The organism is Eudoraea algarum (assembly GCF_050589645.1).
Taxonomy (GTDB): domain Bacteria; phylum Bacteroidota; class Bacteroidia; order Flavobacteriales; family Flavobacteriaceae; genus JBNGOQ01.
In genome coordinates this window covers 736,479-757,046 of the sequence record NZ_JBNGOQ010000001.1, presented here as the reverse complement: position 1 = coordinate 757,046, position 20,568 = coordinate 736,479, and the positions used below count along the sequence as shown (strand labels likewise).

At 46.4% G+C, this 20,568-nt stretch carries 18 protein-coding genes; 4 read left to right on the top strand and 14 right to left on the bottom strand.

The window, feature by feature from the left end; translation table 11 throughout:
• The first annotated feature begins 223 nt into the window (after window positions 1-223).
• Genes ACRD67_RS03530 through ACRD67_RS03520 form a run of 3 tightly spaced genes read left to right on the top strand, consistent with a single transcriptional unit; the run spans window position 224 to window position 6,060 of the window.
• Window positions 224-3,310 carry a hypothetical protein gene (locus ACRD67_RS03530; protein ID WP_430966180.1) on the top strand — a complete coding sequence of 1,029 codons (3,087 nt, stop codon included), beginning with the start codon at window positions 224-226 and terminating at the stop codon, window positions 3,308-3,310.
• A complete protein-coding gene (locus ACRD67_RS03525) occupies window positions 3,291-4,538 on the top strand; it encodes a hypothetical protein (RefSeq protein WP_430965656.1) in 1,248 nt (415 codons plus the stop codon). The genes ACRD67_RS03530 and ACRD67_RS03525 overlap by 20 nt, the downstream gene beginning before the upstream one ends.
• Window positions 4,531-6,060, top strand: coding sequence for a cellulase family glycosylhydrolase (locus ACRD67_RS03520; RefSeq protein WP_430965655.1), 1,530 nt, complete (start codon window positions 4,531-4,533; stop codon window positions 6,058-6,060). Before ACRD67_RS03525 ends, ACRD67_RS03520 begins: the two co-directional genes overlap by 8 nt.
• A 91-nt stretch (window positions 6,061-6,151) precedes the next feature.
• Here the strand turns inward: ACRD67_RS03520 and ACRD67_RS03515 are convergent, their stop codons facing one another.
• Both ACRD67_RS03515 and ACRD67_RS03510 read right to left on the bottom strand, forming a co-directional pair.
• Window positions 6,152-7,387, bottom strand: a complete 1,236-nt coding sequence (locus ACRD67_RS03515) for a glycosyltransferase (protein WP_430966179.1) — start codon at window positions 7,385-7,387, stop codon at window positions 6,152-6,154.
• A gap of 231 nt (window positions 7,388-7,618) precedes the next feature.
• Window positions 7,619-8,863 (bottom strand): oligosaccharide flippase family protein, encoded by a 1,245-nt coding sequence (locus ACRD67_RS03510; protein WP_430965654.1) that lies wholly within the window; start codon window positions 8,861-8,863, stop codon window positions 7,619-7,621.
• A 208-nt stretch (window positions 8,864-9,071) separates the two neighbouring features.
• Between ACRD67_RS03510 and ACRD67_RS03505 the strand changes: the two genes are divergently transcribed.
• Window positions 9,072-11,117, top strand: coding sequence for a tetratricopeptide repeat protein (locus ACRD67_RS03505; protein WP_430965653.1), 2,046 nt, complete (start codon window positions 9,072-9,074; stop codon window positions 11,115-11,117).
• A gap of 19 nt (window positions 11,118-11,136) precedes the next feature.
• Here the strand turns inward: ACRD67_RS03505 and ACRD67_RS03500 are convergent, their stop codons facing one another.
• From ACRD67_RS03500 to ACRD67_RS03445, 12 genes are all read right to left on the bottom strand, one after another.
• Window positions 11,137-11,355: a hypothetical protein gene (locus tag ACRD67_RS03500; protein WP_430965652.1), complete on the bottom strand. Its 219-nt coding sequence runs from the start codon at window positions 11,353-11,355 to the stop codon at window positions 11,137-11,139.
• Window positions 11,356-11,369: 14 nt separating this feature from the next.
• Window positions 11,370-11,780 (bottom strand): hypothetical protein, encoded by a 411-nt coding sequence (locus tag ACRD67_RS03495; RefSeq protein WP_430965651.1) that lies wholly within the window; start codon window positions 11,778-11,780, stop codon window positions 11,370-11,372.
• 16 nt (window positions 11,781-11,796) lie between these two features.
• A complete protein-coding gene (locus tag ACRD67_RS03490; RefSeq protein ID WP_430965650.1) occupies window positions 11,797-12,330 on the bottom strand; it encodes an RNA polymerase sigma factor in 534 nt (177 codons plus the stop codon).
• 659 nt (window positions 12,331-12,989) lie between these two features.
• On the bottom strand, window positions 12,990-13,700 hold the full coding sequence (locus ACRD67_RS03485; RefSeq protein ID WP_430965649.1) for a LytR/AlgR family response regulator transcription factor: 711 nt from the start codon (window positions 13,698-13,700) through the stop codon (window positions 12,990-12,992).
• Between the two features lie 2 nt (window positions 13,701-13,702).
• A complete protein-coding gene (locus tag ACRD67_RS03480) occupies window positions 13,703-14,023 on the bottom strand; it encodes an Hpt domain-containing protein (RefSeq protein ID WP_430965648.1) in 321 nt (106 codons plus the stop codon).
• A complete protein-coding gene (locus ACRD67_RS03475; RefSeq protein ID WP_430965647.1) occupies window positions 14,020-15,621 on the bottom strand; it encodes a PAS domain-containing sensor histidine kinase in 1,602 nt (533 codons plus the stop codon). Before ACRD67_RS03475 ends, ACRD67_RS03480 begins: the two co-directional genes overlap by 4 nt.
• On the bottom strand, window positions 15,614-16,156 hold the full coding sequence (locus ACRD67_RS03470) for a heme NO-binding domain-containing protein (protein WP_430965646.1): 543 nt from the start codon (window positions 16,154-16,156) through the stop codon (window positions 15,614-15,616). Before ACRD67_RS03470 ends, ACRD67_RS03475 begins: the two co-directional genes overlap by 8 nt.
• A 74-nt stretch (window positions 16,157-16,230) precedes the next feature.
• Window positions 16,231-16,632, bottom strand: coding sequence for a response regulator (locus ACRD67_RS03465; RefSeq protein WP_430965645.1), 402 nt, complete (start codon window positions 16,630-16,632; stop codon window positions 16,231-16,233).
• Between the two features lie 196 nt (window positions 16,633-16,828).
• On the bottom strand, window positions 16,829-17,830 hold the full coding sequence (locus ACRD67_RS03460) for a metal-dependent hydrolase (protein ID WP_430965644.1): 1,002 nt from the start codon (window positions 17,828-17,830) through the stop codon (window positions 16,829-16,831).
• 50 nt (window positions 17,831-17,880) lie between these two features.
• A complete protein-coding gene (locus ACRD67_RS03455; RefSeq protein WP_430965643.1) occupies window positions 17,881-19,653 on the bottom strand; it encodes a MutS-related protein in 1,773 nt (590 codons plus the stop codon).
• 50 nt (window positions 19,654-19,703) lie between these two features.
• Window positions 19,704-20,063 (bottom strand): MmcQ/YjbR family DNA-binding protein, encoded by a 360-nt coding sequence (locus tag ACRD67_RS03450; RefSeq protein WP_430965642.1) that lies wholly within the window; start codon window positions 20,061-20,063, stop codon window positions 19,704-19,706.
• Window positions 20,064-20,163: 100 nt separating this feature from the next.
• Window positions 20,164-20,559 carry a Dabb family protein gene (locus tag ACRD67_RS03445; protein ID WP_430965641.1) on the bottom strand — a complete coding sequence of 132 codons (396 nt, stop codon included), beginning with the start codon at window positions 20,557-20,559 and terminating at the stop codon, window positions 20,164-20,166.
• Window positions 20,560-20,568 lie beyond the last annotated feature (9 nt).

The window sequence follows — 20,568 nt, the reverse complement described above, 5'->3', positions numbered from 1 at the left end:
GTTAAGTCTTTGTGGTTAAATTTTTTTGGTTCAGGATGGAAACCGCTCGGATGTTCGATCAATTTCCAGGACAAACATAGCCTCGTTCGACGCAATATTTGTGTAGGAAAAGTCGATTTACGGTTTACTGTAGATGAATGGAACCTTTGGTGCGGTGGGCGATAATGCCCGAATATCACAATATATCTATCTTTATCTTGTTATATTTTCCTACAAGATAACCATGGACCGAACCAATGTTTTACTGATCTTATCGCTGGTTATAGGCGTTGCCTTTCACGGGTCGGCCATGTTCTTCACCTTGGAATACACCTATGATGCCCTGATCCATCTTTTTTTCGCCGATCATTATGCCCAAAGTTGGTTTGAGCCCTGGGATTATCGGTGGTACACAGGTTTCACCGTACAAGCCTATCCGCCCCTGGTTCATCAGTCCATTGCCTTGCTCTCCTTTATTGGGGGATTGAAATTTGGATTGTTCGTGCTTGCTATCATGGCTATTTTGTTGTTTATCACCGGGGTCTATCGCTTTTCACTGGTGTTTCTTGGCAACCGAAAAATAGCTGGCTATGCCAGTCTTCTGGCCGTATTTTCTTCCACTTTTCTGGAAACCTTGCATCTTTTTGGGCAATTGCCAAGCCTTATTGGCTTATCCGTACTACTACATGCCCTACCGGAAATATACCTATGGCTTACTTCGGGGAAATACAAATACCTGTTGACCTCGCTTTCCCTTATCGCTGTAACGGTTACCTCGCACCATGTTACGCCTATATTCGGGATGGTTTTCTTTATTTTTCCCTTGATCGGAATGGCCTTGATAGACCAAGCAAAGGAACGGGCAGGCCATCTTGGCAAAGTTACTTTTAGGGTATTCATTGCTTCTTTTAGAGCCATGTTCTGGCGTGTTGCCGGTTTTGGAATGTCTTCACTGGTGTTGATTGTGGTCTGTATCCTGCCCTATTGGATCAACACGAAAAAAAATCCGATTACCCAGGTACCCATTCCTCATGGTTCGCGCGACAACTTTTTGGAGGTAACCTCCTCGGGGCTGGTCTTCTTTTTGATACCCTGGGGCATTCTTTTAGTGCTACTACCCTATCTGTTTTACCGATTTTACAGCAAACGTTACCTCTTTTTTGGCCTTTCCTTTTCAGCGCTTACCTTGTTGGGCACAGGGGGCACTACACCGCTTCCGAGGATGCTCCTTGGCGAAAATGCCTTTAACATCCTAACACTGGACCGGTTTACGCTTTGGGCCACCATAATGGCCCTTCCGCTGTTTGGGGAATTGGTGTATCGCTTAGCCGAAGGAGACCTGAAGGCGCTGATAAAGAAAAAGACGGGAGGCGTATACCACAAGTTTCTCAGTGGCCTTTTGGCAGCGGGGGTTTTGTTCATGGTCATTTTCACCATGAGCCTGGGTTACTTTAGGCCCGCACAGCCTCAAAAGATCAAGATGTTGCCCATAGTAAACTTCCTCAACCAAGATCAGCATGATCAATGGCGTTACCTTACCTTGGGATTCGGAGATCAGATGGCCTGGTTATCTGCCCAGACCAATACCCTGACGGTTGATGGTAACTACCATTCTGCCCGGCGCTTGCCAGAACTTACTACCCGGGCCATAGAACGCTTGGAAAATTCAAAATTTAAGGGAATAGAAGGTATTGGTTCCCTACAGCAGTTTTTGACAGTCCCGGAAAAATACCATTTAAAATACATCTTTTCGAACGACAAGTTCTACGACCCACTACTCTATTTCTGTGGTTGGCAACGGCTGCAACAATTGGAAAATGGTATTCAGGTGTGGGAGAAACTGAACGTGCCCCCGCTCCCGGCCCTACTTCCCAAGGAAGATGTGGCGGTCTCCTTAAAATTGCTGTGGGGCCTGGTCCCGATATGCACCTTGCTCATCGCTTTTATGCTGAACATTCAATCCCTATGGCTCCGTGCATTGAAATCAAAAAAGCGACACCCACCCATTTACATGGAATACGGAATTGCCTACAGTTCATTTCCCAATAAATTACTGGCGCTCAATCAGCTTTGGGCTGTTGGAGTGCTCCTGTGTGTTGCCTTAAGCCTCTATCAATTCTACTTGAACCACCATCCGCAGCGTGCGCCCGAGAATGTCCTCAAAGCCTATTACGATGCCGTGGATTTTAAGGAGTTTGAACGTGCCCATACCTATCTTGATCCTGCGAGTGAGATAAGCCTGGCCCAATATATGTTAGAGGTTTCGGTATCCGATGGGATTCTAAGTTCCCACGCCAAACTGGATGCCATCGCCGTGGACATTTTGGAGCAGACCGCTAATAAAGCCCGCGCCCAGGTCCGGACGGAATGGGTCACTCCCCTGGAAAAGATAAAGAAAACCTTTGTGCACGAATTGAACGCAAGGGACGGACGCTGGTACCTAAGGCCCCTTGCTTTTGACAACAACCTACCATCGGATCAGTTGTTTTCAGACAATACGACCTCCTTTTTCAATCAAGGTAGGCGTAGAATTACCACACAGGAAACCCATCATGAGGATATACTGCAACAACCAGTGCTGGAAGTGCTTTCTGCAAAATTGGTAAAATTCGGGTCGCAATACGCCATTGTTGGCGAACTGCAAAACGTGGATCACGTGCCTGCCGATGTGGTCATCAAGGCGAGTTTGTACAACAATGCAAATGTTGAACTGGCAAACTACAATGCCAAGTACCATATGAAACATAAATTGATGCCCAAGGAAATCACCCCTTTCCGCATAAACTTTGAGGGCGTCGCCTGGTCCAAAAACGGGGAACGGATTCCAGGCACCTTCAACCCGGAAGAATTTACGCCGATCCAACTCCGGGAGGCTCCTACCAAATTTGACCTTCAGTGCGCGGGCAACGTGGCACAGACCGATCTTTATAAACGCCTGGCCCTACAGGAGGTAAGTTTAAACAAGGGAGCCATGGATGGAACACTCTTCAATTGGGGTGTGCAGGAAGTGACCATCCCCCAGCTTCTTGTGTCCTATTACGGGAAAGATAGGGACTTGCTCTGGGTAGATCACCAATTCCTGAGCGAAGGTGTGCGCGTACAACGCAAACAGTCCTTTACGTATGTTCCCAGAGATATGAGTGCCCTAAAGGTGATTAGCAGTGGCCTCGAAAATTGCTTTGTCAATGGGCTACCCAATGCGGAAGTAGGTGAAAAACGCTTCCCCGAAAGGGAACAGTTGCATGCCATGCAACAAATGCAACCCTACAACGGGCCTGGGTTTAGTTTTTTAAAATTTGAACTGAATGCCTATGTCGGAAATCCAAAATAAGCTACGTTCCCCTGTTTCCCTTCTACCACTGTTCTGGCTGCTCTGGGGCTGCACCCCGGAAGTGACCGTAGGGGACACAAGGGAGGCACAGCTAACGCTTAAGCCACCTTTGGACACCTACACGGCAGGGGACGACATCATCCTGGAGTTTCAACCTGAAGGCGTTGCCCTGCCCAAGCTTTTGATCCAAAATGTGTGGGGAACTTCCGTCCTATCCCCGATAAAAAAAGATAATCGATTAGTCTATATCTTTCCCAGAATGTATTCGAGAAAGGCCGGTAACTGTCATTGGCAATTGCTCCTCAAAGGAAAGATGGTACAAAACGGCTCGCTCCAAATAAGGCCCAATGAGGACCGTTCAGTTCATCTGGAAACCTATATGGGGCCTAGGAGTATGATGGCCGGCCACTTGGACCACACTATGCTGGTCGCAGTGGCCACGGATCTATATGACAATCCGGTACCACAAGGCAGGCCGGTCAACATACAATATCAATCCAATACAACTAAGATCACCGATAGTGTCCTCACCCAAGGCCTGGTTGCCTGGAAACGCATTCCTACCCGTCCGAAAGCCGGAAGGATATTGGTGAGTGCGGCCTATCAACAAACCCGCTCCAAGGAACTAACAGCCAATGTCTTCCCTGCCTTGGCAGAAGACTTTAGCATTGAGGCGGAGCGTACCCATCCCTATGCGGACGGTCATCAATCGGTTAGCTTGGTCACCTCCATTATCGAGGACAGCTATGGAAATACGGTCAGTGACGGCACCTTGGTCCGCTTTGTGGCCGAGACTGGTACCGGGGCCTTGTTGCACAGTTTGGGGACTACTATCAACGGCCGTGCGCAGGCCAAATTGCTGCATCCCCAAGAAGCCGATAGTTGGACGGTAAAGGCCTATATAACAGGGGCGGCGGAAAGCAATCCAATTTCGCTCTATTTTGATCGGGCCGTCCAGGATCTCGCCCTAAGTTCTTCCGAAGATCAGCGAAAACTCACCGTAGGGCCCCTACGCAGCTTTATGGGCCAACTGATACCCGACGGGATGCAAATTAGTGTCCATGTTCATGACCCAGCTGGGCGACTACTGGAACGAAAAACCACCACCACCCGAAAAGGTTTGGGTATATTTCAGTTTCCAAAGGCCTATTTTGGACCAGGCACCTATTTGTTGGAGGTACGCGCTGGTGGTATGGTACAAAAACAAACCGTAACATGGTATGAATAGCCGCTGGAACAAACATATGTACCGAGCACTCCTGTTGCTGTCGTTTCTGGGAATAAATGCCCTGGTCCTCATCGGAATTGGATCCACTTTCTCCTATCTTAACTCGGGCGCCGATCGCGCTTCCATGCTGCATCTGGCCCACGAAACCGAAACAACCTATTTGCCCAAGGTACATTGGAGCACTTTGAAAAACAAGGGCCGGGATATGGAAGCCCAGACCCTAAGGGACATTGAACGGGACTATCTGCGCGCCTGGCACTTGAGACATCAGGCGTACCGGTACTCGGATGCTTCCCTGTCCAAGGACCACTACACTGATAGCGCCCAGACAAAATTAAAGGCGATCATAGATTTCAACAAGAAACGAAAAATCAGTATCCAGGGCACTACCCTATCCCACCATCCCAGCTTGGAATTCTACAGTGCCGATGGAAAGTTGGTCGTCTTTACGGATTCCAACGTTAGAATCCATGAGGCAATCTACCAGAACGGGGAGCTGCTCCGACAACAAACACAGCCCCATGGTTATCAGGTAATGATGCTATTGGAAGATGGTTTTTGGCGCATACGGCATATGACCGCATTGGAGGGCGTCCAATCGACCCAACCCCCTGACGGGAAAGCAGCTATTCCGGAGCTGAAAGTAAATACGATCAAAGGACTCAACTACTATCCCCGAGATACCCCCTGGGAGCTCTTTGGTCCGTTGTTTTCGACCAAAATTACGGAGCGCGACTTTGAGCGTATCCGTAAAATGGGCTTAAATACGGTCCGGGTATTTGTCCCCTATGACGGTTTTGGTCCAGACCAATTGACAAAATTGGAAAACCTAATGGATATAGCGGAGGAAAAAAACCTTAAGGTGATGCTGACCCTCTTTGATTTTTATGGCGATTACGATATCTCCGATTGGAGTCGCACCCATCGGTACGCCGAGATAATCGTTCAAGGGCTTAAAGACCACCAAGCCTTATTGGCCTGGGATGTAAAAAACGAACCTGATCTGGATTTTGTTTCCCGGGGCGAGTCCAATGTAAAGGCTTGGTTACAGGAACTAGTCTTTCAAATCAAAAACTGGGATCCCACACATCCGGTTACCATTGGTTGGTCCCATCCAGAAAAGGGATCATTATTGGCCGATCAGGTAGATTTTGTTTCCTTTCATTATTATTTGGAGCCGTCAGACTTTCCGCAGGCGGTTGCGAAGCTTCGGGAAACCGTGCCGCACAAACCCCTGCTCCTTCAGGAATATGGGTATTCTACCTATAGTGGTTTCTGGAACTTGTTTAGTGGGTCCGAGCAGGAGCAGGCTAGGTACTACAAAGACATGCAGCAAGCCCTTGAAAAAGAGGAACTTCCCTACATGTTCTGGACCTTGTATGATTTTGAAGCGGTTCCCAAGAAAGTCGTGGGCGGCTTGCCTTGGAGGAGAAGCCCCCAACAGTATTTTGGCTGCTTTGATAGAGTCGGAAGACCAAAAGCCTCCTATAAATACCTAATTTCAACGGCGCAAGACCAGTAGTTGTTTCATGCATCTTGGTACGTTTCAGGAAATAGGAAAAGGGAGCAGCTAACCACAACCACTCCCTTCTCAGCTTAACCTAACCAAAAAACTATTCGTTGGGTTCCAATTGATTTTGTAGTGCTGTGAACTCCTTGAAAGGTGTTTTTGATTTTTGATGCGCTATGGCCTCAAAATAATCCACATACGTCTTCGTAATGGCCGACATGGGCAAGGAACATGATGCCTTGTAATTGGTACGGGCCAGATGGACACGATAGGCATCCTGAATCAAAATGTTCTGAATGGCATCTGCCAGCGACACGCTGGATTCTGGGTCAAAAAACTCCCCCTGATATCCTTCTTCTTGCACCAGGACACTTAGGTCTCCCAAATCGGGCAACGCCACGGCCTTTCCATAACTTCCTGCTTGGTGCAATACGCCAGAACTTCCGGTGGTACTCGTGTATGGGAAGACCACCACGGCGCTTTCTCCAAAAATCGTAGGTACATCTTCCTCCGCCACATACCCGGTAAACCGCAGTTGGGGTACCGTTTTATACCGCTCTTGGACGGTTGCCAAATAACCCGGCGTGTTGGGACTATCGGTACCCGCAATCACAATTTCAATATTTTCTTGGGTCCGCTCTCTAATCTGCTCTACCGCATCAATTAGGATTTCCACCTTCTTATATGTCCCGAACTTTCCAAAGGCCATTACCTGTTTGGGTCCGTTTGGCAGGCTGTAATCCGGCTCCGGTGGGGTTTCAAAGGAACCGTGTGGTATCAGGGCCACATTTTTGGCCCGGTATTTCTTTTCCAAAATATCTACATACTTGCTGATGGTCACGGCCACCACATCTGACGCCAAAATCAATCGTGTAAGGCTTGTCCCGATATAGCTATAGAGCCGTTGCAAAAACTTGCTTTTGGTGATCCCCGCATTGTCAAGGTCTACCTGCTCCAGAATATTGTGTAGGAGGGAAATGGTGGGGATTCCCCTGAGTTTGCAAAAAAGTGGTAAAAACAATCCCAGTGCTGCGGGAATCTTTTTGTCCCCAAATTTTAGGAACTGCAGGTTGAACAAAACTGCATCGGGTTGCGTTTCCAAGAGGGTCCTGGCAATATTGGGAAAGTTGGTGTAGCTATTAAAGTTCCAGCACTCCTTCACCGTAATCTTGCAGCCTTCCTCTTCAAAGGAGAGATCTTTTTCTCCTTTAGTACGGTCGGTAATCAGGATAATCTCACCGACCTCCTGCTGTAATCTAAAATGTTTTACCAGATGATAGCCGTACTCCGTAAGTGTGACTTTACTGGGCGGGTAAGCTGTTACAATGGCCAACTTCATTTTTGTAGGTTTCATAGATTTGGAATTAGGTTAAACTTCTTGCACAAATATCTAGAGAAAACCCTATAAACATTAGCGTTTACAGATGGATGGACCGTTGCTGTAGACGAACGGAAGTTGAGTTTCGATAAGTCTTTTTTGGCCATATGGGTCAAAATATCCCGCAAAAAAACCTCCTTGCGAGGGAGGGGCGTCTTAACGGGAAGGCTGGTTTTTAGGGCAGGAGATACCCTAAACCTTTGGTAGGGTCATTTTTTGTGTGAAATACAAGAGTTGAGTGATAAGCAGGGCTACCATGGCCACGATTTGTACCTGTACTACAATTTCCAAAGTGGAGTGGAAAAAAATCACTAGCAAAATTTGGGAGAGGCCCAAGATTCCTGATAGGACAACGGGCATGTACTGATCCAAGGACAAGAAGTAATAGGCAAAAATATTGGAGATGGCAAAAAGGGAAGTCGCCAAGGCATATTGCCACAGGAGATCAGCCATAGCAATATATGCCTGCCCGAACATCAGCTCAATGATCAACTGTGGAAAAAGATAACAACCTATGACAATCCCCGTGGATAGGAGTCCTATATAACCCACGTATTTAAAAAGGACGGGGGTCGTTGGCTCGCCATCCTTTTGTTTTTGTACCACTGTAGGCAATAACAACATCACGAACATCCAGGCTACAAAATAGACCACCCGGCCAATCAATGCCAATGAGGCATAGAGTCCCGCATCCAGGGCATCAAAATAATGTTTCACCAGAAGCACATCGCTATTATTGATGATTATCTGGGTAAGTTCGTAACAGGCGGTCAGTACAATGAACTTGGCAACGCGTTTTACGTCTGTTGGAGCCAAGGAATGGTGTTTTCGCAAGGTGATTTTTCTTGTATCACAAGGAATCAGTCCAAAAAGAAAGGACAGCACAATGCCCCAAGCGACCAATAGCACCGGATGCATGGGTACCATGTACAACAAGCCAAACGTGAGCAGGAGTCGACTCCACATTTCGGTCTGATAGGTCAGTGATAGTTTGCCAAAATCTTGCCGCCCTTGAAAGCGCCCCCTATTAACGCTCATAACGAAGTAGATAGGGATTCCCAAGCCGAAGGCAGTGAACATCCATGAAGTTTGTGTATGAAACAGCAACTGCAATTCTTCGGCAAAATACATGAGCAAAAAACCTATCAGTAATCCAAAAAGAACAGCAGACCGGTAGATATACTGTTTAAAGCCCTCCCAGGCATTCCCGGAAAAGAGCAATGCAAACTTGGCCGTGGTCAGCTGAAAGGTCATCCCCATAAAGGACAGTACCAAAAGGAGGGTCACTAACAGTGCTGCATCGGCAAAGGCCTCTGGTCCCAGCAGTCGCCCGAGAAGTAAATTATAAAGATAGTTTCCCCCATTGACCAGTAATACACTGCCCATAAACAATTGCTCGGGGGAAATTTTTTTGACACTGATTTTGTATGTGGCCATGGCTAAGTTCTGTTTGATTTAGACACCAAATATCCGCGGATTCGCCTTGATAAATAAGCTGGTTTAGACGGATGACCGATTGCCGTAGACGAACGGACAAAAACGCACTTCCGGCCTGGTGGAAGCCTTCCTACCTTTATAAAACCAAAAAACAAATGGGCGAGAGCCGTGGTTGTACCTACGACCGAGCCCACGAAAAGCTTAACCTATGAAGACCAAATGTATATTCTTACTATTGCTTTTGATTGGCATACCTCTTTTGGCCCAACAGCCCATGGCGCAGGGCTTCCGACTTTTGGAAAGCGGACAGTTCAGTGCCGCAGAAACGTTCTTCGGGTCTTACCTGGAGTTGGAACCCGATAGCAAGACCGCCAAAATCTGTTATGGGCGTGCATTGGGACTGAACGGAGAAACCGAAAAAGCGACCCTTTTGTTTGCCAAGCTCCTTGAAACCTATCCCAAGGACTTGGAGATACAACTTAACTATAACGAATCCCTGCTTTGGGACCAGGACTACGAAAAGGCCCAGCCCTTATATAAATCTCTGGTAGCCGAGCATCCACAGAGTTTTGCCGCGATCTTGGGATATGCTAACACCTTGAGCAATCTCAAGGAATACAAGGCCGCCCTAGACTGGGCCAACCGGGCCCTGGCCCTTGAGCCAGGGAACAAAAACGCGTTAATCTCCAGGAAGTACATACGCCTGGGACTGGCCAATGCCCAAATCGCTCTACAAGACTACGAATCGGCCCAAAAGCTGCTAGAAAATATCTTTACGGATTTCCCTGAGGACAAAGAAACCCTTTTGAACCTCGCCAGCCTCCATTTAATCACAAAGCGAATAGATCACGCAAAACGCACCTATGCCCGTTACGCAACATCGCCCAAGGATTCTATCGTTGCCATTAATGGTATGGCCTTGGCCGAACATTTGGGAGGAAAGGAAAAAGAAGCCCTAAAGCTGGCCTCGGAGGCCATAAAAAGAATACAGACCCTGGATGATGATGAACTCCATGAGCGCACTCGGGAGCGCTATGTGCAGGCCTTGATCTGGAACCGAAAATTTGGCAAGGCCAGAACGCAAATCGACAGTCTGTCCGTAGCTCACGCGGATAAACCTTGGGTGTTGGCATTAAACGCTACCCTGGGCATGTATACGGGCGACTTTAAACTCAGTTTGCGCAAGTACGGGGCCCTTTTGCTCCAAAATCCTATTTCCTTTGACGGACTGTTGGGAAAGGCGAACACACTCTTTGCGCTGGATCAAACCCAAAAGGCCTATGAAGCGGTGGAGGATGTACTGCTGGCCTACCCCGGTCAAAAGGACGCTTTGGCCTTTAAAGAAAAATTGAAGGCACAGCAAAGACCATCGATGGAGGAACAGGGATCGTACAGTTTTGACAATGGGAATAATGTAGCCTATGCCTCCACGACTCGATTGCGCTTGCCTCTATCCGCCAAATGGAAGACTACCTTAAGCTATCAGCATCGAAGCACTGAAAATACTATGACCCTGGACAGGGCACAGTCGCATCAGTTGGTCGCCGGTTTGGAGTATCAACTGATGCCACTGGTACATGTGAAGACGATAGCGGGGCTCAACCATGCCCACTTTGCCACCCAAACCTATACACAGCCCATGTTGGATGCACGCCTACAACTGCGTCCCTATAAACTCCAAAACCTGGAGTTGGGATATCAACGGGAAGTGCAACAGTTCAATGCTGCCCTGATCGAGCGGGAGATAGCAATGCAGCACTACGGACTGAGCTATAATGTAGGCACTCCTTTTGATTTGGGTTGGTACACCCAACTGATGCATACCGAACAAAGTGATGCCAATACGCGGGAACTGCTGTTCACTTCGCTTTACTATACCGTATTGCACAAGCAGGCCCTGAAGTTTGGGATAAACTATCAGTATATCTCCTTTGCAACGCAAGTACCGGACATCTATTTCAGTCCCGAAAGCTATCATGCCGGAGAAGTATTCGCCGAGGCAAGTGGACGATTTTCCAAAAAGACACGGTACAGCGCCAAGATAGCCGGGGGGATCCAAAAAGTGGAAGCATCACCAAACACTCCGATTTTTAGGGCCGAGGTCAGTTTCGGACATCAACTGTCCAAACGCTTTCGAGGCGAGTTTTACGGCCGCTATAGCAATATCGCATCTGCAACGGCCACTGGTTTTGAATATACCGAAGTGGGCCTGAAATTACAGTTGGTGTTGCCACATCCGATAGTGAAAAACTGAACCTTGGACCAAGCACCTTTCAGTCGGCCAAGGTTTCGCATTGAAACCCGTAGATGTTCAACAAACGTATAATATCGCTTTCGTTGAGACTGTCGGCCGTTTCGATGCGCAACACATTGTCTATGTCTTCTATGTCCACGGACCAACGGTTTACGGGAGAGAGCTTGCTGAACAATGGTTCTACGGCCCGCACCTTTTTTTTGGTCTTGATGTCCGTTCTAAAAATCAATATTTTCATAAGGTTAAAATCCTTTAGGTGTTTGCTACCTCATCATTGGTTTCGTTGTCCAACCGTTGTAGGTACCGTTGATAGGCCGCATCGCCCTCCTCTTTCCAAAATTGGTCATAGTGCTTCCATTTAGAAAACTCTCCCTTGGGTTCTTTGTCGCAGGACGACTTGGAGCGTTTGGATGAACTGTGGCTTTTACCGCTGCCACCAAAACCTCCGAAGAGCAGTTTAAACAATAGCACCATGCCAACGGCCTGCCAAAAGGTAAGTGTAGGCAAACCAAAAATATCAGGAGCCAGCCAATTCCAAAGCCACATGACCACAAAGGCGAACAAAATGGCCAAGGCCGCAATTCCCAGAATCCCGAAAAGGACCCAACCTATAATCTCCCCTATAGATTTACTACGCATCTTATGTTTAAAAAAATTCGTCATTTTTATCTGTTTTAGTTTATACTTTTTTGGTTTCCAATTTTTTGTACAGCAGTGAAATAGCCCTATGACGGCGCGACATGAGCGTCCCTTCAGGTATTCCAGTTTCCATACTTATTTCCCTATAGGTGTACCCCTCAAAATCTATGGCCAGGATAATATCGCGATAATCCGGTTTTAGGCCCATGATGGCTCGCTTCAACGCAACCTTCATTTGTTCCGGGTAGCTGTTGTCCGGTTGGTCATAAAGGATTTCGGCAAATTCGATTAATTTGCTCTCCTTTTCGGTTTCCTTCATGTCCAGAGGTTTACTGGTACGCATCACATCGATAATTCTATTTTTAACAGAATGATATACAAAACTCGCCACGTTGTTAATCGGTGAATACCGGTCCGCTCCCGAAAACAATTTCAAGGCCACGTCCTGAATAATGTCCTCGGCATCGCGATTGGCATTACCCTTTATCTTTGAATTGACATAGGCTGTGAGCGACTGGTACTCAGCACCAAAGAACTCATCAAGCTTTTTACTGTTATCCATTTCCGAGGTCATGTAAACCTTTTTCTATTGGCCTTCAACTATAAAGACGAAGCTTTTTAAAACCATTGCATTTTTTTTGAAATTCTTTGTGACAAACACGAAAAAACATTGCTTTTGGATGGTTAGGGCTCACGCCTTGGTTTGGCGTTGGCCTAAAATAGTACATATCATCACACCAAAAAGGGATAAGTATACAATATGTAAACTTATCCCTAAAATGGTCAATATGGATTCCGCTCCTTCCCTGGAGGGTTTTCAGTAAATGCTTTAAGGGTTAAAGTGAAGATAACCCCTCTGCCCCGTCAGGGCGGGACACCTCCCTTTACCAAGGGGAGGACCCTTTTAAACTGTTCTTCAATCTCCTCCGATGGATCCCCTCCTTCCCAAGGAGGGGTGTGACGGAGTGACGGGGTGGTTGTGTGCCCTCCTAAGGGCATAAAGACTGCATGAAAAGCCAATGGGGTCAGTTCGAGCGCAGTTGAGAACTATACAGTACGGCGACTTACAAGACTTCTCGACTGCGCTCGATGTGACAACATTCCCTACCATTACTTTCAAATCTTGCTAATAGTGGGTTTGGGTAATGGCTGTTGGATTTGTCCTATGAAAAAAAGTGAGGTTCCCACAGCCACCAAGGACAAAACGCTCATCAACCCGATTATTCCAGAACCTTAAACCAGGTTTAAACGTCGCATCAGTTCCGGGCGGTTAGATCGGCTGATCGGAATCACCTGTTTCTCTATCAACACACTATTGTCCTCAATATCTATAATCTTGGTAAAGTTGATGATATAGGAGCGATGGATCTGCAAAAACATGGCTTCGGGTAATTTGGCCTTTATTTTCTTTAGTGTTGTATGCACTTTATAGCTTTCCTTTTCGGTCTTGATATCGATATAATCGCCCTGGGCCTCGATGACCAAAATCTCGTTATATTTGAGTTTGATCAAACGCCTATCGATGTTGATGTACAAATCTTCGCCCAAAACGGTATCGGCACCTTCATGGGGACTGAGCTTGGGTTGTAGCACTAAAGCGTTCTTCACTTTTTGAAGCGATTTCCCAAAACGCTCCAGGGTCAGGGGTTTCACCAGGTAATCCACAATGGCCTCATATTCATAGGCCTCTATGGCAAAGTCACGGTCCGAGGTGGTCAATACGATCTTGGGGGGATTTTTCAAGGTCTGTACAAAATCGAAACCGGTGAATCCCGGCATATGGATATCCAGAAAAACAACATCCACGGTGTGTTGGTTCAAAAACTTTATGGCCTCAATGGCACTGGAAAATTCATCAATGACATCCAGGTCCGGTACAGAAGCGCAAAGTTGCGACACAATGGCCCTAGCGGCCGCCTCATCGTCGATTATGATACAATTCATGATTAAATGTTTTTTACATAGTTTTCAATGATATCCAATATTTCCAAAAACTCCCATTGCAGGGAGGTATCTGCCATTCGCAAGCTTTCCTCATAGTCCACCGCGAAACGATAACTTTTTGTGAGGCCCAGCACATTAAATTTATGTTTCAATTTGTGCACGTTCAAGGCCGCTTCCCGGGGCAGGTTGTTCTTGATATTCCCCAAATACTCCGCTTTCTCCTGCGGAAACTCCTCCTTTAGTATGTTGATGAACTTCTTTTCAAAAGCGCTGTCATCACCCGCCAACTGTTTTATGTAATCCAGATTAGGTTTTTCCTTCATGCAAGTTGTTTTTTTAAACTAAAATGAAATGTACTGCCTTCCCCCTTCTCCGAATAGAGCCATACCTTTCCTTCATATAGGTCTACGATCTTCTTGACGATAGATAGGCCTATGCCTGTAGAACGCGCTTCTGCCCCGATGGACTGGAATATCTCAAATATCTTCCCATGGTATTCCTTGGGGATGCCGATACCGTTATCCTTGACACAGAATTCCCAATGGGTGTCCGTCTCCGAACTACTTACCTCCACCAGTCCCTCGGGTTTATCTATGTGCATTACCGCGTTGCCGATGAGATTTTGGAACAATTGCTGCATTTGGGTGGGATCGGCCTTAATGGTCGGTAAGGTATTCATGATCACGACGCTGACATGTTCGGGAATAAAAATAATTTCACGTATATGTTGTACAATCCGGTTGAGGTCCACACAACTGCTCTCCAAGGTCTCGCTCTTGATACTGGAGTATTTTAGAATGCCGTCTATAAGCTTGTCCATTCCTTCTATTTTTTCCTGCATCATTTGCAAGTTGTACAAGCCGTTATCATCCAACACTTCCTTATAATCCTCCTGCAACCAGGTGGCCAGGGCACTAACGCTCCGCAGCGGTGATTTCAGGTCGTGGGACACGATATGTGCATACTCTTGCAGTCCTTGGTTACTCGCTTCCAATTCCTTGAGCAACCTTTCCTTTTGCAGCTCCAAATTCCGTTGTTCGGTGATGTCTTCTATTAGGGCCACTTGGTACACCACTTCTCCTTCCATATTCTTAAAGGCATTCACCGAAGTCTTTGCCAAGAGCTGTGAGCCATCTTTTTTGATGTATTTCTTGATCAGGGAAAAATTGTCTATTTCACCTTTGTTCATCCGTTCCATCAATTCCTTGGAGGCTTGTACATCCTCTGGGGAGGAAATGTCCCTTACGTGGCATTGTTTCAATTCCGCTTCGGAATAGCCCAAGAGTTCAATGAAGGTACGGTTGGTCTTTATAATCTTGCCCTTATCGGTCAGGACAATGCCTAAAGGAGAGTTCTGTACGATAATATCCAGTTCCTTTCGTTGCTCGTTTAGCAATTGTTTTATTTCGGTTTCTTGGGTAATGTCCCGAATAATCCCTTGGGCGGCAATGGGTTTGCCACCCTTACCGTATATCAGGCTGCTGTTGATTTGAACATATTTGCGCGAACCGTCCTTGACCATAATTTTGGCGCGATAGTTTTTCAGTGTGCCCACCTCAAGCAGTGATTGCATGGATTCCTTAGTGTACTGCACATAATCCGGGTGCACCAAATTTGCCAGATTAACCGCCTCTACATTGTGATCGTACCCCAAAAACTCCTTGGCCGAGCTGTTCATATTGATCACATTGAACAGTAGGTCCATAACCACATAGGGATCTATAATGTTGATAAAGACCCCATCGAGTTCGGAGGTCTTTTCACTGAGCAAATTTTCCAACTTGCTGTTCGCCTCTTTTAGATGGCGGGTGGCATCATAGAGTTCCTTGGACTTGGCCTCCAATATTTTTTCGGCCTGGATCCGCGCCTGTTTTTGTCTTTCCAGCGCTTTCCTGAGCAATATGACCTCCTTGCTATCCATTTTGAACGATGTCAAATTTTACTTCCGTGCCATCTTCCTTTAGCAATTCGTATGCAATGGTGGCACTACCGTTAAAATGTTCAAAAGCTTTTTGCATAAGACCGTGTGCCAGCCGGTACAGGCCACGGGAAGAGGAATAAATCAGGGATATGGAACTATCTGTCTTTTCCAAAATCTTAAAGGTGGGCAATTCCGCATCCGGATAGAGTTTTTTTACATGTACATGGATATGGTCTTCTATGGAGTATAACAATCCCAAAGGCGAATTATAACTTTGGATGACTTCAGGATGCGCTTTTCCCAAACTGGTAAAAAGATAGAGTCCAAAGGTATAGATCAGTTCATCCACAGGAAGTTTTATCTCCTTGCTCAAATTGGTGATCAGGCTTAGCATTTCATTGAAATCATAGGTGCCTACTGAGGTATAGATACCCTGGGAGGGAAGGTCGGAAAGCTCAATAATGGTGTCTGCCGTCTCTAATCCAAATTTGGATTCGACCATTTCCATAAACTCCGTAAAAACAATTCCTTTCATAGTTGGGATTTGGGATGCAAAGTAGGAAAATTAGTACGTTATTGAAAACTATTGTTGTGAAAGCCCACTTTTTGTTAGGCTTTTACCAATTCGTTGATGTCCCAATACCCAAGAACCGTGCTGAGCTTCTCCTCATAATCCTCGTATTTGAGCGGTTTGATCACATAGCCCGCTATGCCAATACGATAGCATTCCAGCAGATCGGCCCTGTTCTCCGAGGTGGTCAGGATAATGGTCGGCAGGTATTTTAATGTTGCATCTTCCTTCAGGATTTTCAAAAATTCAATTCCACTCATTCTCGGCATGTTCAGGTCCAAGAGGATAATGTCTGGCAGAGCATTGGCAGAACGGAGTTTTTGCATGGCCTCCTCTCCATTTTTAGCCTCCGTGATATGGTGTTTCACGGAAAGTTTTCCCACGGTACGCTGCAATTTCATGGTCTCTATCGCATCGTCTTCTATAAACAGGATATTCATAACGGTTTTAGTTAGGGTAAGGGACAAAGTACCTCATTATCGCTGAAAATCATCGGGAAGTGTCGTTGAATGGAAAAAAAGTGTAGGCGAATGGAAGTTTTCTATCGTCCATGAAAAGGACTTTTGCCAAATATATCCTTCGATCCTTGACTTAAACCCCAGTTTGCAGGCCGTTTATATTACCGTTCCTGGATTTTCAGTTGCCCCATATCCGGTGCCAAAGTCCCCCTAGCAATCGCTGTGCATCGGTATCGTACTTTTCGGTCTCTTCTATTCGGATCCCTTCAGATTCGGGTATTACTTTATAGCTGAAAACAAATTGGGTCTCATCGGTATCCAAACTGAGTAATCCAAAACGAAGATCGTTAAAGTACAACTGGTTCTGCCTCTCGGAAATGGTAAACCACCCTTCCGCAATTCTGATCATGCGTTGGATCTTATCCTGTTTTTGCAATTCACCAAGGAGTTGGTGATTTTTAGGGTAGCTCCTAAACTGTATCGGTTGGGAATCGAACAGGGAATAATCCCCAATGAGATAAGCATCTTTCGTCTCAACATTAGCCGTCCACAAAAGCGAATTTAATGGCGTGGGCCTAGTGGCGATAGCGATGTACGGAATCTGCTGCGCCTCCAAACTTTCCGTGAATTTCATATAGGTAATGCCCTTTAGGATCAAGGTCAGCAACAAATAGGAGCTGCTTACCCAGAGCCCCATGGCATTCCATCTACTCCTTTTGGGGTCTGTGCGTTTCCTGCTCATGGCCAATAACAGAAACAGTAAAAACGGTACGGTATACAGCGGGTCGATTACAAAAATATTTTGAAAGGCCAGTCGCAGATCAAACGGCCAGAAGAGTTGGGTACCCCAGGTGGTAAATGTGTCCAGCAAGGGATGGGTAAACAGGCCCCAGAACATGAGTCGGGACCAATCTTGCCAACTCGCCTCAGATTTTCGCTCCACTTTCCATATCAGCCACCCCAGGATGGGTGCGGCCAATACGCTAAAAAGTATGGAATGACTGAACCCTCGGTGCAGTTCAATAGTGGTCACGGTATCCGCGACGTAGCGTACCAGTACGTCCAGGTCGGGAATGGTACCCGCCACTGCGCCATAAAGCATCGCTTTGTTTCCCACTTTCTTTCCCAGCACGGCTTCGCCCACGGCAGCGCCCAATACAATTTGTGTCAGTGAATCCATATCCTTCTTTTGGGTGAAAGATGCAACAGTCGGGTATCCCTTTTCTTTCCCTACTCCACGATTTCCATCTTCTTTAACAGAAAGGAAGCGTTCATATTTTTGCAAATTCCTTTTTTCAATGTGTAATCAAAATACAATTCGTTGTCCTTGATCTCCGCATCGAAATAATAATTTTCTACCTGTGGCATTTTTTCGGCCACCTCGCATAGGCTCAAATCATGTGTAGCAATAATTCCGGTGGATCGGGAAGCCACCAGTTTTTCGACAAACTTACGGGACCCGATGGCCTTGTCCGTACTGTTGGTGCCCTTCAAAATCTCATCCAAGACTATAAAATACCGGTCTTCTTTTATGTTGTCCACAATATACTTTAAGCGCTTCAGCTCCGAAAAGAAATAGGAGGTGTCATCGGTAAGGGAGTCCGATGTTCGCATGCTGGTAATCAGTTTAATCGGAGAATATTCCAGGGCCTTGGCGCAGACCGGCAGCCCCATATTGGCCATGACAATCTGCAAGGAAACCGTCCGTAAGAAGGTGCTTTTCCCTGCCATGTTGGCTCCGGTGACAATAAAGAACTGTTCGGCTTGTATTTCAAAATCACTTGCCACACTTTTGGAAGGATCCAATAAGGGATGGGTTGCCTTCTCGGCTTTTAAGACCGTATTGGTGGTTCTTATATTCGGATAGGTATAATCCGGATGGTTAAACCCAAAATTGCCTAAGCTACCATAGGCATCAAAGAAGGCCATGGTATGGAACCACTTTTCTACATTTGCCCCATACCGATCGATCCATTGTTCAATGCGATAGCAATGGTAAAGGCTCCTCAAAAAAAACCCATTGCCCAAAACAAGGTAAAAAATGTTGTTGTTTTGATCCAGGCCACCGAGCAGTCTTGAAAACTCATGAAGCACTGCCGAGGTCTCTTTACCCTGTGACATTACGTTTTCTTTTTCTTCCTGTAACCTGCTCGCCTTAAATTCGGTGTCCTCCACCAAACGTAATAGCTTCTTGTACTGAAGAAAAGTGCTTTGAATCTTGGACGTATGAGCCGTTAGCCTGCTAATCTTTTTGCTGTATATGCCTGTGATGATGAAACCTGCAACACCCCAATAGATGAGGACCGACTCGGGTACCACATCCAGAAAATACAAGGACACCACAGCTAGGGAGCCCAGGGAGAACAACGTTGGCAACCAACGCATCATTCTGGGCATAAAAGGTCTGTAATCCTTAATCCATTTAACAATGGACGTTGTAGGTGTTTCCACTTTGGCCAAGACCGCCGTGGCCAAGAAGTCCTGACGCCATTGCGGCATCCCGGCCAATTCCTTTATCGCTTCCTGTTTTTCGGGTATATGGTCTATGGTATTGGCCGTGAGCATTTGGGCCAGCAGTTGACTTCCTTCGCCTAAAGCAGTTCTATTGCAGTATTGATAGAACGAACCCTTCCCGAACAGGTCAATATCTTGACTGTAGGCATGCGAGGGATCCTGGAAACCAATCCCGTCGGGAAGATGATGGAAATTTCGATGCAGTACCTTTATCTCCTTTTGGTTAATATGGATCAGTTTCGCCAACTTATCCCGTTTGTACTGCAAATCGGTATGCCTGGAAACTAAAAAGATGAACAACACCAAAGTCAGTAGCAATACGGCCAAGGTGCCTTTGGCATTCCCATACAGCAGGTAAAGCCCAAAAACCGCCGCCAAAAAAATGGCTAGCCGCAGCATGCTGGAACCGTATAGCTGTCGCTTTACCCGGGACCACTCTTCCTGATGGGATTGTATTTGACGGTTATAAAACGATTTTAGTTCTTCCATTTGGGGACCTCCAAAGTGTAACGGCGGGCATAAAGATATGGAATCCGAACCTAGTCCAGCGCATCAAATTCCGCCTTTAATTTTTTTGTGAACTTGGCAACGATGAGGTCATAGGAATGATCGATCAGCTCTCGAATAAGCAGAGGCGGAAGGTTTTCCAAATACAAGGTATTCCAGTGCACTTTGCTCATATGATAGCCCGGGATAATAATCCCATCATGGATCTCCCGCAGTTCAATGGCCCGTTCGGGATCGCATTTCAGGTTCACTTGCGAAGGAATGCGTTCCAGGGGAGCCAGGGCAAACATCTTCCCCATTACCTTGAAGACCAAGGTCTGTGCATCAAAGGGGAATTCTTCGGTAACCCCCTTTTTAGCTATGCAATAAAGTCTGAATTCTTCTATGTTCATTCGCCAAAGCTAATTTTTGTCCTACAATCTGTCATGCTCTTACCGCTTGGGTAAACCTGCTATAAACCCTAAAGGCGGTCCCGACTAAGCGGTTCCTTTCCTATATTCCTTGTGAATCGTAGACGATTACCTTGGTCCATAGGTCCTTGCATTCTTCAATGAACCTGAGGTGTGCTTCCTCGTTTTGATACCCTTCCTGCGCCTGGGCAGAGGCAAAGGTGACGATCAGGGAATAGGTAAAGGATCCATCAACCACATCCCTACTTGCCTTGGGCGGGGTTCCAATGAAGTTGGTCTTGGCGTATTTTGAATTATCCAAAAAGCGTTGTAATGAAGCCTCGAATTTTTGTCGGTCGGCTTGGTTATCGGGCTGCTTCAACCAGAAATACACGGTATGGGCAAAGGCAGGATCAAAATCTTTCATCTTGTTTTCGGTTTGGCCATAACTGCATATGGCAAAGGTTAACATTAGGGTGATGCAAATTGCTCTTTTCATAGGGTATGG

What these genes read in the sequence shown, in the direction of transcription:
- ACRD67_RS03450 (WP_430965642.1), bottom strand. Translation starts at nt 20,063, where the DNA reads ATGAACATAGAAGAATTCAGACTTTATTGCATAGCTAAAAAGGGGGTT.
- ACRD67_RS03520 (WP_430965655.1), top strand. Translation starts at nt 4,531, where the DNA reads ATGAATAGCCGCTGGAACAAACATATGTACCGAGCACTCCTGTTGCTG.
- ACRD67_RS03475 (WP_430965647.1), bottom strand. Translation starts at nt 15,621, where the DNA reads ATGGATAGCAAGGAGGTCATATTGCTCAGGAAAGCGCTGGAAAGACAA.
- ACRD67_RS03460 (WP_430965644.1), bottom strand. Translation starts at nt 17,830, where the DNA reads ATGGATTCACTGACACAAATTGTATTGGGCGCTGCCGTGGGCGAAGCC.
- ACRD67_RS03445 (WP_430965641.1), bottom strand. Translation starts at nt 20,559, where the DNA reads ATGAAAAGAGCAATTTGCATCACCCTAATGTTAACCTTTGCCATATGC.
- ACRD67_RS03480 (WP_430965648.1), bottom strand. Translation starts at nt 14,023, where the DNA reads ATGAAGGAAAAACCTAATCTGGATTACATAAAACAGTTGGCGGGTGAT.
- ACRD67_RS03505 (WP_430965653.1), top strand. Translation starts at nt 9,072, where the DNA reads ATGAAGACCAAATGTATATTCTTACTATTGCTTTTGATTGGCATACCT.
- ACRD67_RS03495 (WP_430965651.1), bottom strand. Translation starts at nt 11,780, where the DNA reads ATGACGAATTTTTTTAAACATAAGATGCGTAGTAAATCTATAGGGGAG.
- ACRD67_RS03455 (WP_430965643.1), bottom strand. Translation starts at nt 19,653, where the DNA reads ATGGAAGAACTAAAATCGTTTTATAACCGTCAAATACAATCCCATCAG.
- ACRD67_RS03525 (WP_430965656.1), top strand. Translation starts at nt 3,291, where the DNA reads ATGTCGGAAATCCAAAATAAGCTACGTTCCCCTGTTTCCCTTCTACCA.
- ACRD67_RS03490 (WP_430965650.1), bottom strand. Translation starts at nt 12,330, where the DNA reads ATGACCTCGGAAATGGATAACAGTAAAAAGCTTGATGAGTTCTTTGGT.
- ACRD67_RS03515 (WP_430966179.1), bottom strand. Translation starts at nt 7,387, where the DNA reads ATGAAGTTGGCCATTGTAACAGCTTACCCGCCCAGTAAAGTCACACTT.
- ACRD67_RS03470 (WP_430965646.1), bottom strand. Translation starts at nt 16,156, where the DNA reads ATGAAAGGAATTGTTTTTACGGAGTTTATGGAAATGGTCGAATCCAAA.
- ACRD67_RS03530 (WP_430966180.1), top strand. Translation starts at nt 224, where the DNA reads ATGGACCGAACCAATGTTTTACTGATCTTATCGCTGGTTATAGGCGTT.
- ACRD67_RS03485 (WP_430965649.1), bottom strand. Translation starts at nt 13,700, where the DNA reads ATGAATTGTATCATAATCGACGATGAGGCGGCCGCTAGGGCCATTGTG.
- ACRD67_RS03465 (WP_430965645.1), bottom strand. Translation starts at nt 16,632, where the DNA reads ATGAATATCCTGTTTATAGAAGACGATGCGATAGAGACCATGAAATTG.
- ACRD67_RS03510 (WP_430965654.1), bottom strand. Translation starts at nt 8,863, where the DNA reads ATGGCCACATACAAAATCAGTGTCAAAAAAATTTCCCCCGAGCAATTG.
- ACRD67_RS03500 (WP_430965652.1), bottom strand. Translation starts at nt 11,355, where the DNA reads ATGAAAATATTGATTTTTAGAACGGACATCAAGACCAAAAAAAAGGTG.